15 protein-coding genes and 1 pseudogene are annotated in these 13,642 nt (G+C 61.7%); 11 read left to right on the top strand and 5 right to left on the bottom strand.

What is annotated here, in order from left to right; translation table 11 throughout:
- Positions 1-21: 21 nt before the first annotated feature.
- A complete protein-coding gene (locus tag HYG81_RS43235) occupies positions 22-672 on the bottom strand; it encodes a helix-turn-helix domain-containing protein (RefSeq protein ID WP_226778539.1) in 651 nt (216 codons plus the stop codon).
- 107 nt (positions 673-779) lie between these two features.
- Between HYG81_RS43235 and HYG81_RS43240 the strand changes: the two genes are divergently transcribed.
- From HYG81_RS43240 to HYG81_RS45970, 6 genes and pseudogenes are all read left to right on the top strand, one after another.
- Positions 780-1,721 carry a Phenylacetic acid catabolic protein gene (locus HYG81_RS43240; RefSeq protein ID WP_226778540.1) on the top strand — a complete coding sequence of 314 codons (942 nt, stop codon included), beginning with the start codon at positions 780-782 and terminating at the stop codon, positions 1,719-1,721.
- Positions 1,722-1,726: 5 nt separating this feature from the next.
- A pseudogene (locus HYG81_RS43245) lies at positions 1,727-1,900 on the top strand (PacF protein); the annotation flags it as partial.
- A gap of 54 nt (positions 1,901-1,954) precedes the next feature.
- Positions 1,955-2,260: a phenylacetic acid degradation protein PaaB gene (locus HYG81_RS43250; protein ID WP_226778693.1), complete on the top strand. Its 306-nt coding sequence runs from the start codon at positions 1,955-1,957 to the stop codon at positions 2,258-2,260.
- Positions 2,260-3,093 carry a 1,2-phenylacetyl-CoA epoxidase subunit PaaC gene (gene paaC / locus HYG81_RS43255; RefSeq protein WP_226778541.1) on the top strand — a complete coding sequence of 278 codons (834 nt, stop codon included), beginning with the start codon at positions 2,260-2,262 and terminating at the stop codon, positions 3,091-3,093. The genes HYG81_RS43250 and paaC overlap by 1 nt, the downstream gene beginning before the upstream one ends.
- Positions 3,086-3,520: a 1,2-phenylacetyl-CoA epoxidase subunit PaaD gene (gene paaD, locus HYG81_RS43260; protein WP_226778542.1), complete on the top strand. Its 435-nt coding sequence runs from the start codon at positions 3,086-3,088 to the stop codon at positions 3,518-3,520. The genes paaC and paaD overlap by 8 nt, the downstream gene beginning before the upstream one ends.
- Positions 3,513-3,680 carry a PaaD-like zinc ribbon domain-containing protein gene (locus tag HYG81_RS45970; protein ID WP_425607579.1) on the top strand — a complete coding sequence of 56 codons (168 nt, stop codon included), beginning with the start codon at positions 3,513-3,515 and terminating at the stop codon, positions 3,678-3,680. Before paaD ends, HYG81_RS45970 begins: the two co-directional genes overlap by 8 nt.
- A 450-nt stretch (positions 3,681-4,130) precedes the next feature.
- Here the strand turns inward: HYG81_RS45970 and HYG81_RS43265 are convergent, their stop codons facing one another.
- Positions 4,131-5,582 (bottom strand): aldehyde dehydrogenase family protein, encoded by a 1,452-nt coding sequence (locus HYG81_RS43265; RefSeq protein WP_226778543.1) that lies wholly within the window; start codon positions 5,580-5,582, stop codon positions 4,131-4,133.
- Positions 5,583-5,908: 326 nt separating this feature from the next.
- The gene (locus HYG81_RS43270) at positions 5,909-6,370 is read right to left on the bottom strand and encodes a MaoC family dehydratase (protein WP_226778544.1); all 462 of its coding nucleotides are present in this window, start codon (positions 6,368-6,370) and stop codon (positions 5,909-5,911) included.
- A 123-nt stretch (positions 6,371-6,493) separates the two neighbouring features.
- On the opposite strand from HYG81_RS43270, the gene HYG81_RS43275 reads away from it, so the two are divergent.
- Positions 6,494-6,889 carry a PaaI family thioesterase gene (locus tag HYG81_RS43275; protein ID WP_226778545.1) on the top strand — a complete coding sequence of 132 codons (396 nt, stop codon included), beginning with the start codon at positions 6,494-6,496 and terminating at the stop codon, positions 6,887-6,889.
- 13 nt (positions 6,890-6,902) lie between these two features.
- On the opposite strand, the gene paaK is transcribed toward HYG81_RS43275, so the two are convergent.
- Positions 6,903-8,192 (bottom strand): phenylacetate--CoA ligase PaaK, encoded by a 1,290-nt coding sequence (gene paaK, locus HYG81_RS43280; protein WP_226778546.1) that lies wholly within the window; start codon positions 8,190-8,192, stop codon positions 6,903-6,905.
- Between the two features lie 175 nt (positions 8,193-8,367).
- Here paaK and HYG81_RS43285 point away from each other — a divergent pair, with 175 nt between their 5' ends.
- Together HYG81_RS43285 and HYG81_RS43290 are read left to right on the top strand one after the other, a co-directional pair.
- Complete coding sequence (locus HYG81_RS43285) at positions 8,368-9,540, top strand: thiolase domain-containing protein (protein WP_226778547.1); 1,173 nt, start codon at positions 8,368-8,370, stop codon at positions 9,538-9,540.
- Positions 9,537-10,973 carry a zinc ribbon domain-containing protein gene (locus HYG81_RS43290; RefSeq protein ID WP_226778548.1) on the top strand — a complete coding sequence of 479 codons (1,437 nt, stop codon included), beginning with the start codon at positions 9,537-9,539 and terminating at the stop codon, positions 10,971-10,973. Before HYG81_RS43285 ends, HYG81_RS43290 begins: the two co-directional genes overlap by 4 nt.
- 5 nt (positions 10,974-10,978) lie before the next feature.
- Here HYG81_RS43290 and HYG81_RS43295 read toward each other — a convergent pair whose 3' ends face one another.
- Positions 10,979-12,115, bottom strand: a complete 1,137-nt coding sequence (locus HYG81_RS43295; RefSeq protein ID WP_226778549.1) for a thiolase family protein — start codon at positions 12,113-12,115, stop codon at positions 10,979-10,981.
- A gap of 452 nt (positions 12,116-12,567) precedes the next feature.
- Here HYG81_RS43295 and HYG81_RS43300 point away from each other — a divergent pair, with 452 nt between their 5' ends.
- Both HYG81_RS43300 and HYG81_RS43305 read left to right on the top strand, forming a co-directional pair.
- Positions 12,568-13,266, top strand: a complete 699-nt coding sequence (locus HYG81_RS43300; protein ID WP_226778550.1) for an AzlC family ABC transporter permease — start codon at positions 12,568-12,570, stop codon at positions 13,264-13,266.
- The gene (locus HYG81_RS43305; protein ID WP_226778551.1) at positions 13,263-13,610 is read left to right on the top strand and encodes an AzlD domain-containing protein; all 348 of its coding nucleotides are present in this window, start codon (positions 13,263-13,265) and stop codon (positions 13,608-13,610) included. Before HYG81_RS43300 ends, HYG81_RS43305 begins: the two co-directional genes overlap by 4 nt.
- Positions 13,611-13,642: the final 32 nt, after the last annotated feature.

A 13,642-nucleotide genomic window follows, 5' to 3' on the forward strand; every position in this document is an offset into this window, starting at 1 on the left:
GTATGCTGGACCCGACCACAATTACTTGTCGTTGCCGGGTTGCCGACCGACGTCGGTGAACACCTCCGAAAACAGCGCTTCCTGTGCCCGACGGAGTCGTTCGAGGAAGGCCGTCTTGCTAATATCGAGTGCGTCCGCAACTTCCTCCGCATTCGTCTGACGAGGGATCTGAAAGTATCCCATCTGCAGTGCATACCGCAGGCTCTCCTCCTGTGCAGGGGTGATATCCCACTGCTTATCGACCGCTTCGTCGTTCCCGGGTCGCATCGAGTACACCCGCTTGAGTTGAATCCCAACGGTCTGACCTGCTGTCTCCAACACATCTTTCAGGATGTCGTTCCCGACGACTGCCCCCGTCAGAATCGCGCTCCCGTTCTGGTAGGTCAACGATTCGACCATGAAGCCGGTACTGATGAGTTCGTGGACGACACAGCGATGAAGCGATAGACACCGGTAGGTATATCGCCCATCCGTTTTCGCCTGATAGAGGTAGCGAATACGGTCGTCGTCCTCGAGTTCCGTCGTCAGTTCCTCACCACACGAGGAACTGAATCGGAGCAGTACGTTTCCGTCGTCGCGCAGCAGTGGCGGGGCGGTATCGACGGTCACCTCGAGGCGGCGTGTCGCGTCTGCGAGCGGGCAGTTATCGCCCTTGATACGGAACTCTGCCATTAGGCACTCGTCTATCATCACTCATCATTTCGGGAGGTGAACTTATAAACCCCGCATATAGACTGCACAATTAGTAAGCACGAACCGCCCGTACTCAATGATGAACAATGAACGTTGAGGAAACCAAAGAACGTGCGGAACCACGCGCCTTTACCCCGAAGGACGACCTTCCGGAGGAGTATCGAAAAGCGGCGACGCGAATGCTCGAATTCCACGCGAACAGTGAAATTATGGGCGCGTATCTGGAGCGCCCGTTCATCCGCAAAGCGCCGAGTCTGGAGCGGAAAATGGCCTTCAGCGCGAAGACCCAGGACGAAATCGGCCACGGGCAAATGCTGTACCGTGCCGCGGAATCGCTGGGGATTAAGACTCGCGAAGAGATGCTCGACGATCTCGCCGAAGGCAAGGGCAAGTTCCTCAACTGCTTCCATTATCCGATGGACAGCTACGTCGAGACGCCGATGATCGCGTTCTTTGTCGACGGTGCCGCGATGCGCCGACAGGCGACGCTGAAGCAGTCCAGTTGGGAGCCCTATGCCCACGCGATGGACAAGATCTGCTTCGAAGAGGGGATGCACGTCAAGCACGGTGAGTCGATCCTCCGCGAACTCATGAACGGGTCCAGAAAGGAACAGCAGCTGGTTCAGGAAGCCTTCGAGGAGTGGTGGCCCCGCATCCTGCAGTTCTTCGGTCCGACCGATGACCAGAGTACGCACCACGACTTCGCCTCCGCCGTTGGCCTGAAGACTGCTTCGAACGACGAACTTCGCAACTCGTTCCTGAACCGATACATGGAGAAAGCAAAGGACTACGGGCTCGAGATTCCCGATGAGCCCCGCATTCGGGACAACGGTGACGGCACCTACGAGGTCGTCGAGGACGACCTCGACTGGGACGAGTTCTTCACGGTTTCGAAGAACGAATACGAAGGCAGCATCGAACAGATCAACGGTCGCAAGGAGGCCCAAGAGGCAGTTGCGTGGGTCCGCAACATGATGGACAGCCAAGTGACCACGAACGACGGTCCAAAACAGCAGGCAGCTGACTGAGAACCATGATTTGGGAAGTATTCCGACAAGGTAGTGAGGATGCCGACTTCGTCTACTGTCGAGACGTCCACGCTCCCGACCGCGAGATGGCGAAGCAGTTCGCCGTCATCCAGCACGGCCGCCGTAAGCCTACCAACGCGCTCTGGGTCGTCCCACAGGAAAAGATCACGACCGTTTCGCCCGGTGAGGATCCTGGTGAATCGAATTCGGACGAGTCTGAGTCGACTTGGGCGGTGTTCCGTCAGGACAAAGTCGGCGGCTACCACACCCACTGCGGGAACGTGGCAGCAGCCGATGTGGTCGAGGCACAGCAGACCGCTCTCGACGAGTACGCCGTTAACGATCCGAACAACTTCTGGGTCGTCAAAGAACAATACATCGGAGAGATCACGGCTGACGATGTCTCGTTCGGTGGAACGACGGACAAGTCCTATCGGTTCGCCCAGACCTACAACGTCGACCCGGCAGCAGAGGAGGTCAAAGCATCGGAAAGCGAACAGGTCGAGGCCGAACGCAAGCGCAAGCGAGGTGAAGCGTAATGGCGACTACAGAGTCCGACCTCGGGGGACCGGACGACCTGAGCGAAGATGAACAGCGCGCGGTCGAAGCCCAGTTGTTCCGACTGGCCGACGACGAACTCGTCTTCGCCGAACGGTACACGTTCTGGCAGGTTCGGGCACCGACGCTCGAGTCCGACCTCGCCATCGCGAACAACGCTCAGGATGAACTCGGGCACGCACGTCTCTGGTACGACGCTATCCAGCAGTTCGACTACAGCGAGGAGTCGCTCATTTACGAGAGCGACCCGGACGACTTCCAGCACAGTACGCTGGCCGAGTTGCCCTTCGAGGAAGGCGATTGGACCGACGCCATCGTCCGTGCGTACCTCTACGACGAGGCAGAGGACATTCGCCTGGCCGCGCTCGAGGACTCCTCTTACGAGGTCATTCGGAACCGGACCAGTCGCATTCAGGGCGAGGAAGGCTACCATCTCGAACACGCGAAAAGCTGGCTGCAACGGATGGCCGTTGACGAGGACGCAAGCAAGCGCGTTCAGGAGACTATCGACCGCCTGTATCCCTATGCGCTGACGTTGTTCGAACCTGTCGGCGACGTCGAGGACGACATCGTCGACTTCGGCATCCGAGCTCGGACTCTCGACGAGATGCGCTCGGAGTGGGAAGACCGTGTCACTGCGTTCCTACCGGACCTCGGGTTCGAAGTCCCCACCGACGCAGAACTAGCGACGCCCGTCGGCCGGAACAACGAACACACCGAGCACTGGCACGACCTCCACGAAGAGATGACCTCCAGCTACCGCAACCTCGACCGCGACACGGCGACCGTCATTATGGATCAGATCGATGAGTAACAGCTACGACCGCCCCCGTGCGGATCCGAACGCCAGCCCCTGTTCGCACACCAGTTACGATACCAAAGAGCAGATCGAGGGCGACGTCCCCGCGACCGGCGAGGATGCGACGGGTCTAGAACGGGAGGTCTGGTCGGCGTTGTACGAGGTCGAGGACCCCGAGATGCCGATAAGTATCGTCGACCTCGGACTCATCTATGGGATCGACCTCGAGGATGGTGAGGTCACTATCGATATGACGCTGACGTACAGCGGGTGTCCGGCACGGGAGATCATCCTCGAAGAGGTCGAGGAAGCTGCTGAGAGTGTCGACGGTGTCGACGACGCAGGAGTGCGACTCGTGTGGTCACCAGACTGGTCGATCGATTTCGTCACTGAACAGGGCAAGGAAGCGCTTCGCGAGTTCGGATTGAGTTTCGATGACTGAACCTGATCCCAGCGTCACGACCAGCGGAGAGATGACTGGTGCGAAGTGTCCATACTGTGAATCGACGGATACCGAGCGCAAACACCCCCGCGGCCCGTCCCGGTGTCAGTCTATTCACTACTGCAACGAGTGTTTTCAGCAGTTTAAGAAGTTTGAATAGGAAGCGATATCGTTTCAATTCCCATTCGAAATCGATGTTTTCGATAGTAGATGTTACTGTAGTTCACGAGTTTCAGAACTATTAGTAAAACCATTCACTACTAATTAAAGTGCCATTACACTTACTCTCAGTTCTGGTCGTCAACAGCGTCGGCCGCGAAGAATACGGGTACTTCGAGAGGCCCTTACACAGATTAGAGGACTTAACCCACATGCGGAAGAAGGTTCTCGGGACAGCGTGACAACAGCGCTGGAAAGAACAGTAGATTGCAGCAGCTCCGTCGTCAGCAAAACGCCGGCAACGGAGATGGATCCGTAGCTGTGCGCTTGAACCTCGGGACGCTAAACGTGAACGGAAAACGTCCTTCTGTCGAGGCACAGATCGAGAGTCCTGTGAAAGTCTCAGGGCTGACCTGAGACGATTTACACACGGACCGTAAGCATCCGTCGGCTATCCTAGATTGACGTGAACGTTTTTGACTTCGGTGTAGGTTTCGATGGCCTCCTCGCCCTGTGCACGGCCATGACCACTCTGCTTGGTACCGCCGAACGGCGTCTGTGGCCAGGTATTGGGTGTGTCGTTGACCATGACCATACCGTACTCGAGTTTGTCAGCCACGGTGTGTGCACGGCTGAGGTCGTTTGTCCAGACGCAGGACGTCAACCCGTACGGCGAGTCGTTAGCGACCTCGAGAGCTTCCTCTTCGTCTTCGACCTCGATGATCGACAGGACTGGGCCGAAGATTTCCTCGCGGGCGATGGTCATGTCGTTGGTCACGTCCGCGAAGACAGTCGGCTCGACGAAGTGGCCAGTGTCTTTGTCATCTGGGACGTCGCCGCCGGCGACGACGGTTGCGCCTTCCGACTTGCCAGTCTCGATGTAGTCGAGAATTTCCTGTTGCTGTCCCTCACTGACGACCGGCCCCATCTGGCCATCGTCGTCGATGCCGCTACCAAGGGGAATGCTTTCGGCGATGTCGGCCATCCGATCGACCATCTCGTCAGCGATGTCTTCGTGAACGACCAGCCGCGAATTGGCCCAGCACATCTGTCCGGCGTTCATGAAGATTCCGTACTGAACGCCTCGGGCGGCCGCGTCGAGGTCGGCGTCGGGGAAGACGACTGCCGGCCCCTTCCCGCCGAGTTCGAGCGTCACGTCTGTGACGCTGTCAGCGGCGTCTTGCTGAATCGTCTGGCCGACGCCGGTGCTGCCGGTGAAGGTGACGTGGTCGACGGTATCGTGACTCGCCAGCGCACTGCCCGCGCCGCTCCCGGATCCAGGGACGACGTTCATAACGCCGTCGGGGAGGTCAGCCTGTTCAGCAGCCTTGGCGTAGTAGAGCGCCGACAACGGTGTCATACTGGACGGTTTGAGCACGACGCTGTTGCCGGTCGCTAACGCCGGCGCGATGCTTCGGCCCGCGAGCTGGAAGGGGTAGTTCCACGGGGAGACGTGGGCGGTAACCCCTACGGGCTCGCGCTTGGTGTAGTTGAGTCGGGAGTCGGACACAGGGATCTGCTCGCCCTGGACCTTATCGGACCAACCGGCGTAGTATCGGAAGGTGTCGGCAACCAAGTCGATCTCCATACCCGCCTCAAACGGCGTTTTCCCATTGTCGTGGGACTCGACCATCGAGATCTCGTCTTTCATCTCCTCGATTGCGTCGGCCATCGCGTGCATGTACTGGCCACGCTCGTCCGGGTCCATCGTCCGCCACTCGGAGTCGTGGTCGACCGCTGCAGCGGCCGCCTGAACGGCCGCGTCGACGTCGGACTCGTCGCCCTTCTGGACCGTCGCGTACGGTTCTTCGGTCGCCGGGTCTTCGGTTTTGATCGTCTCTCCACTACTCGCAGTCGTCCACTCGCCATCGATATACAGGTCTGTCGGACCGGAGTATTCCATTGCGTTCGTATCGAACGCTCCGGCCACCTTAACAGTTTATATCAGCAGTACCGACGGCGTTTACGGACCGTAGGAAGGAGATAGACTTTTCGGCTCTTTGTTCGAGCGGACCGTCAGCTCGGACGGACGGTCGCCGACGGGGTACTGCCCGCTCTCGAGCGGTACTGTCCGACCCGCTAGTGAGAGGTGCTCATCGCGGCACTCCGGAACGGATGCTTCGAGTCCCGAACCGCTACTGAATTGAGTTCTCCGACGAGCCGGTGGCAAGCCGTCGTATTCGACCGCCACGAACGCGTTACACAGCGCTCTCTGACTGAAAACTGATCTCAGTCTTTTTTCTTGATGAGGAACTTCATGTCGCCCTCGAGGACGATAGTACCATCCTGTTTTTCCATCTCCGTGTCGAGGACAACGAGCCCGGCGTCGTCGCGGCCGACCTCTTTCGTCTTCGAGACTTCGATCTCGAGTTGGAGGGTGTCGCCGATGAAGACTGGGTTTGGTAGGTCCATGTAGTTCATTCCCAGGAACGCGAGCGCGGTCCGCTCGACGATCCCAGTTCGATAGACGAAACCAGTCGCCTGCACGAACGTCATGGGACCGTGGGCGATACGCTCGCCGAAGTCGTCCTGGTCGGCCGCGTACTCCTTGTTGGTGTGTAGCTCCGTCCAGTCACCACTGAGCGCCGAGTGCATCATGAAGTCGGACTCCGTGACGGTCCGACCGACGCTGATGAATTCCTGTCCCTCCTCGAAGTCCTCGAAGTGATGTGGCTCGTAACTATAGGCCATACACCGAGTTTCGCAAACCATCGTTAAATAATTTTACGTTCCGATGTTTCACGGTCGAACGTATGGCTCGAGTCACCACTCACCAGTACGTATTTACGCCGACTTTCTGAATGAGTCTCCTGTATGTCGGACGTATCTGACGAGACACGGTCACGTATCGACGCTGATCCGTACTGCGAGACGCTTGGTATCGACATCGTGGAACTGGAGGTGAGGTTCGCCCGCGCGGAACTAACGATTACCGAGGACCTGCTGAACTTCCATGGAACTCCACACGGGGCCGCCATCTACTCGCTTGCGGACGCTGCTTTCGCCGCAGCATCGAACTCCGACGGTGATGCCGCCGTCGGGCTGGAGGCCAACATCTCGTATCTGGAGGCCGCCGATACCGGTGAGACGATCGCAGCCACGGCCGAGGAGACACATTCCTCTGATCGAACTGCGGAATACGAAATCATCGTACTCGGCGAGGATGGAAATCGGATTGCGACGTTCCGTGGACGCGTCTATCGTCCCTAAAACCGCCGTTCCGTTACTCGCGGTGGTCGTAGACGCGCTGGACCTTGCCAACCTCGGTACGGGCGATGCCGCCCGGCTCGACGAGTTCGAGGTCGTCCGGCGTGAACTGGAGGACGTTCTCCAGACGTGTCATGATTTCCTTCCGGAGGTCCTCGTCGTCGCTGTCGAACGCTTCGTCTTTTTCGATGGTGAGTTCCATGACGTCGAGGGTCCCCTCCTTGTGGAGGTCGATGCGGTAGTGGGGAGCGACGCCGTCGATGTCGAGGACGACGTGTTCGATTTCGCTCGGGTAGAGGTTGACGCCCCGGACGATGAGCAGGTCGTCTGCGCGACCAGTGACGTTATCCATGCGGACCATGGTCCGACCACACTCGCACTCGTCGTAGTTCAGCGTCGTGAGGTCGCCGGTCCGGTAGCGGAGGACGGGCAGGGCCTCCTTCGTGAGCGTCGTCAGGACGAGTTCTCCCTCCTCGCCTTCGTCCACGGGTTCGCCCGTGCGCGGATCGACGACTTCCGGGTAGAAGTGGTCCTCCCAGATGTGCAGGCCGTCCTGTGCCTCGTGGCACTCGTTGGAGACACCCGGACCGATTATCTCTGAGAGGCCGTAGATGTCGATGCCGTTCACGTCGAGTCGTTCCTCGATCTCCTCGCGCATCGGCTCGGTACACGGCTCAGCGCCGAAAATAATCGTCGAGATCGGGAGCTCCTTCGGGTCGTAGCCCATCTCCTCTGCCGTCTCTGCGAGGTACAGCGCGTAGGAGGGTGTACACGAGAGGGCGTCGCTCTCGAGGTCGGTCATCAATTCGACTTGACGCTGTGTTCCGCCACCCCCAATGGGGATGACCGTCGCGCCGAGCTCTTCGACGCCGTAGTGGAGGCCGAGGCCGCCGGTGAACAGGCCGTAGCCGTAGGCGTTCTGGACGGTGTCACCCGGGTTCACGCCGCCTGCCTTCAGCGACCGGGCGACGACTTCGCTCCAGACGCTGAGGTCGTCGTCGGTGTAGGAGACGATCTTGGGCTTGCCGGTCGTCCCGGAGGAGGCGTGGATTCGCGAGACCTCCTCGTCGTCGACGGCGAACAGGCCGTCGGGGTACTCGTCGCGGAAGTCCTCTTTGGTCGTCATCGGGAGCTTCGTGATGTCGTCGATGCTCTCGATGTCGCCCGGTTCCACGCCGGCTTCCTCGAGTCGCTCGCGGTAGAACGGGACGTTCTCGTACGCGCGTTCGACTGTTTCGCGGAGACGCTTCTCCTGAATCTCACGGAGTTCTGTACGGCCTTCTGTCTCTACGTGTGCGTGCACCATACGTCACCCGTCGATTGGCAGACTACCATGAAAAACCATTCGGGTGCGATCCATTAGATTCGAGTAATAATGAACGGTTATTCGTCTACGCGTTTCGACGTTCGAACACGACCAGCCACGCAGTGGTCCACACGTGGAGGAAAAGCTATTTCTCTATACATCGGGAACTCGAAGTATGCGAGATGTCTACGTCATTGGTGCAGGGCAGACACCGTTCGGTGCGATGCCCGACGAGAGTTATCGCTCGCTGTTCTCATCAGCCTTCGACGAGGCCGTCGACAGCGTACCACACGGAATCGACGCGGACGACGTCGACGAAGCCGTCGTCGGTTCGCTCGGCGTCGGTGGTCGCCAACTGGGCCTATCGGGACCGGCCGCGACTGAACACGCCGGTCTGCACGGAATCCCGAGTTCGCGCATCGAGAACGCCTGTGCGGCGTCGGGCTACTCGGTCCGGCAGGCGGTTCAAGCGGTCAAAAGCGGGATGGCCGACGTGGCGCTAGCCGGCGGCGTCGAGATCATGACCGACATGAGCAGCGACGTGACGAAGTACTGGCTCGGCGTCAGCGGCGAGACGGAGTGGGAGCGCCTGACGGGGACGACCTTCGCGGGCGTCTACGCGCAGATGGCCAGTACGTATCTCGACACGTACGAAGCGACCCAGGAGCACCTCTCGATGGTCGCGGTCAAAAACCACGCCAACGGCGCGAAAAACCCCAACGCTCACCTGGGCTTCGAGTGCTCACTCGAGGACGCGGTCAGTGCCCCGACGGTCGCCGACCCGTTGAATCTCTATCACTGCTGTCCGACCTCCGACGGCGCGGCAGTCGCGTTGATCGCGAGCGAGGACGTCGTCGACGAGTACACCGACGATCCGATCCGCGTCGCGGGCGTCGGTGCTGCCAGCGAACGGGTCGGACTCTTCCAGCGGGACGAATACACGGCCATCTCCTCCTCGGAGAAAGCCGGCGAACAGGCCTACGAGGACGCGGGTATCACGCCCGACGACGTCGATTTCGCCGAGGTTCACGACTGCTTCGCCATCGCGGAACTGCTCGCCTACGAGGACCTGGGCTTTTGCGACCGCGGAGAAGCGTACCGGCTACTCGAGGACGGCGTCACGGATCTGGACGGCGACCTTCCGGTCAACGCGTCGGGCGGTCTGAAGTCCAAGGGTCACCCCATCGGCGCGACGGGTGCGGGTCAGGTCGCCGAGGCGTTCAAGCAACTGAGCGGCGAGGCCGGTGATCGACAGATCGAAGACCCGCGGTACGGCCTGACGCACAACGTCGGTGGGAGTGGCGGCGCAGCCGTCGTTCACGTCCTCGAACGGGAGGTGGCCCGATGAACGACGTCTCCATCGCAGCGGTCAGTGCCTACGCCCCGCGCCTGCGGATTGACGCCGACGAGATTGCCGACGCCTGGGGACAGTTCCACGCCTCAGGTATCGATCAGAAGGCGGTCCCCGAAGCCGACGAAGACGCGCTGACGATGGCCGTCGAAGCAGCCGAACGAGCGCTCGCCGCTGCCGGCCGAGATGGATCCGCCGTCGCTCACCTGGCGCTGGGAACCACGACACCACCGATGGCCGAAGAGGACCTCACTGCGCGGCTGGCGAGTATGCTCGGCACGCCCGAGGACGTAACGACTCGGACGGTGACGGGAAGTACCCGAGCCGGGGCGCAGGCGCTCGACGCCGCCCTCGACGCGGGACCGTGGGGCGAGGCAGTCGCCCTCGTCGTCGCCAGCGACTGTCCGCGAGGCGAACCGGACAGCGAGCGAGAACACGCCGCCGGTGCCGGTGCTGCCGCGTTCGTCCTCGAGGCCGACGGCCCCGGCACGATCGTCGACCGCGCCTCCCACGTCGAACCGTACCCCGGAACGCGATTCCGGGCGACCGGCGATGACGAGACGACCGGGCTTGGCGTCACACAGTACGACCGGGAGGCATTCGCGACGACGCTCGGCGGTGCCACGAGCGACCTCGAGGCGGCCCTCGACGTCGACGCGGCAGCCGTCCAGTCGCCGGACGGGAAACTGCCGTATCGCGCGGCCGACGCGCTGGGCGTCAGCGTCGAGGACATCGCGGCCGCGGACACGGTGAGCACGCTCGGGGACACCGGTGCGGCGAGTCCGTTCCTCGGTGCCGCGACGGCCTTCGCGGACGGTGCCGAGCGCCTCCTCCTCGCGGCCTACGGCAGCGGTGCGGGCGCGAACGCGTTCGTCGTCGACGGGGCAGTTCCCGTCGCCACGTCGCTCGAGGGGGATACCGACCTGACGTACGCCGAGTACCTCCGGCGGCGCGGCGAGATCACCAGCGACGAGCCCGAGGGTGGCGGTGCGTACGTGAGCGTCCCCTCGTGGCAGCGGACGATCCCCCAGCGTCACCGACTGGTGGCCGGGCGGTGTCCAAACTGTAGTACCCTCAACTTCCCGCCGGACGGAACCTGTTACAGCTGTAACGAGCGCCCCGACGAGTACGTGCCCGTCAAACTGCCGGGTACCGGCACTGTCGAGGCAGTGACGCAGATCGAACAGGGCGGTGCTCCACCCGAATTCGTCGAGCAGCAGTCAAAGAGCGGGGCGTTCGTCAGCGCCGTGGTCGCACTCGATGGACCCGATGGCGAGGAGACGGTCAGCGCGCCGACGCAAGTCCTGACTAGCGGTGACGAGATTGTCAGTGTCGGCGACGACGTCGAAACGACGATTCGGCGCATCTACACGCAAGAAGGAGTCATCCGGTACGGCTTCAAGGCCCAATTCACCGGCGCGAAACGGTAACGAGCCTAGGTGCGTTCGAAAACCGTCGCCACGCCCTGCCCAAAGCCGACACACATCGTCGCGAGGCCGTACGTGGCGTCCTGCTTTTCCATCTCGTGGAGCAGCGTCGTCGAGATCCGTGCGCCCGAACAACCGAGTGGGTGTCCCAGCGCGATCGCTCCACCATTGACGTTCACCTTCTCGTCGGGGATTCCGAGTTCGCGGACGCAGTGGACGCTCTGTGCGGCGAACGCCTCGTTGAGTTCGACGAGGTCGATGTCGTCGATCGTGAGGTCGGCGTCTTCGAGCGCGGCACGGGTCGCGGGGATCGGCCCCTTCCCCATGACTCGCGGATCGACGCCGACGACGGCGCGGGTCGTGACGCGAGCGAGCGGCTCGAGTCCGTGTTCCTCGGCGTAGGACTCGCTCGTGACGAGCATCCCGGCAGCGCCGTCGGTCAGCGGCGAGGCGCTGCCCGGCGTGACCGACGCCCGGTCGTCATCGCGGAAGACGGTCGGCAGGTCGTTCAGTTTCTCGAGTGTCGTGTTCGGACGCGGCGTCCCGTCGGCTTCGACGAGGCCGTCACCGGTTTCGACGGGGACGATTTCGTCGGCGAACCGGCCGCTCTCGGCCGCCTCGGTCGCCCGATCGTGCGAGCGGAGGGCGAACTCGTCCTGGGCGATTCGGCTGACATCGTGTTTTCGGGCGATCGTTTCGGCAGTCTGCCCCATCGGCAGTCGGTCGGGGTCGTACCGCGATTCGATCGCCGGATGGAGCCACTCCGAGAAGGGGATCCGACTCATCTGCTCGACGCCGGCGACGGGATAGACGGCACCGTCTCCGGCCTCGATAGCGCGGGCGGCGTCGTTGAGCGTGCTGAGCGAGGAGCCACAGAGGCGCGTCGTGGTCGACGCGGGAATCGTCTCTGGGAACCCGCCTGCGAGCAACGACTGCCGGGCGAGGTTGCGTCCCTGTTCGTTCTCCTGATTCGCACAGCCGAGCCGGAAGTCCTCCCAGGCCGTTGCCGGAACTCCCGTGCGCTCGACGAGCGCGTCGAGAATCGTCGTAACGAGGTCTTCAGGATACAGGTCGGCGAGTGCGCCGTCCTTTTTTGTCTGTGGTGTTCGCACTGCATCGACGATTACAGCCTTGGCTTGTGTCATCACACGCTGTAGCTCGAACGGTTCGGAGTTTAAGCCTTCGACTCTCGGCTACGCCGGGATCGGACGGTCGGTAACCCGCTCGTCACGCGATCAGTCACCGCTACTGTCTCACGAACATTCGATATTGTTTTGAGTCGAACGTAGGAAGAGTAGTGTAGGCAATACCCACTGCGCGGTAGTCCCGCAATCATGATTTCCACATACCGCTCCGAACGCCTGCGATCGCTCGACGGGAGACGAGACCGGCTCCAGCCCCGATCATCGCTGAGACCGCAATCGTCGGACCGTCCGTGGTATCACACCCCAAGTTTCGGCGGAATTCGTACCGATCTCATTACGGTAGCGACAGAGAGCACATCAGTAGGGTCGTCGTCCCCATCGATACGGTCGCTCGTACAGCACTCGAACCACTCCTGCAGCGTCACGGTTACCTCTCGGCTAGCGTGTACCCCATGAACGAAGATTTCAACGCGGGAGTACGCGATTCCATCGGTGTTCTGCTCGGCCTCGTTCCGTTCGCACTCGTCTTCGGAATCGCCGCTGACGGCGCGGGGCTATCGGTCGTTCAGACGACGGTGATGTCCGCGGGTATCTTCGCAGGAACCGCACAGCTCGTCACCGTCGAGTTGATCGCTGCGAACGCGGGGCTCGCCATCATCGTCGCCACCGGGGTCGTTGTCAACCTGCGGATGCTCATGTATTCGGCGTCGATCGCACCGCACTTCACCGCCTACGGGAAGCGCACGCGGGCGTCCCTCGCGTACTTCCTCACCGACCACGTCTACGCGATGTCGATCGCCGAGTACGCCGAGGAAGCCCGAAGCCGTGACAAGCGGCTGTACTACCTCGGACTCGGCGTGAGTGTCTGGGTCGTCTGGGTCGCCACGACGATCGCCGGCTTCGTCCTCGGGGCCGGCATTCCCGAGTCGCTGAACCTCATGTTCGCGATCCCGCTGGTCTTTCTCGCGATCTTGATCCCGGCGATCGAGGACCTTCCGCAGGTCGTCGCCGCGCTCGCCAGCGCCGTCGTCGCGGTCGCCGCGGCGTACGCCGTCGCCGAGTTTGGGCTACCGGCGGGAATCGACCTCCTCATCGCCGCGGCTGTCGGAATCGTCGCTGGTGTGACTACTGAGGAAGTGATGGGCCAATGAGCGAGTTCTCCACGCTCGCCATCTGGGCCATTATCCTCGTGATCGCCGTCGCAACGTACCTCATCCGGCTCTCCTTTATCCACTTGTTCGGCCGGATCAACCGGGTTCCGCCGCGCATCTCGCTCTTCCTCAGGTTCGTCCCCGCGGCGGTACTCGCGGCACTCGTCGCTCCCGGGCTCGTCACGCCGAATCCGGACGTCGCCGCGATGGTCGCAGACGAGCGGCTGGTCGCCGGTATCGTCGCCGCCGCGGTGGCGTGGTGGCGCGAGAACATTCTGCTGACGATCGTCGCCGGGATGGCCACCCTCTGGGTACTCGAGTTCGGTCCCGCGCTCGTCTTCTGAGACGGTCTGTTGTCACGAACTCCCCGGCGAAA

The organism is Natrinema zhouii (genome assembly GCF_013456555.2).
Lineage (GTDB): Archaea > Halobacteriota > Halobacteria > Halobacteriales > Natrialbaceae > Natrinema > Natrinema zhouii.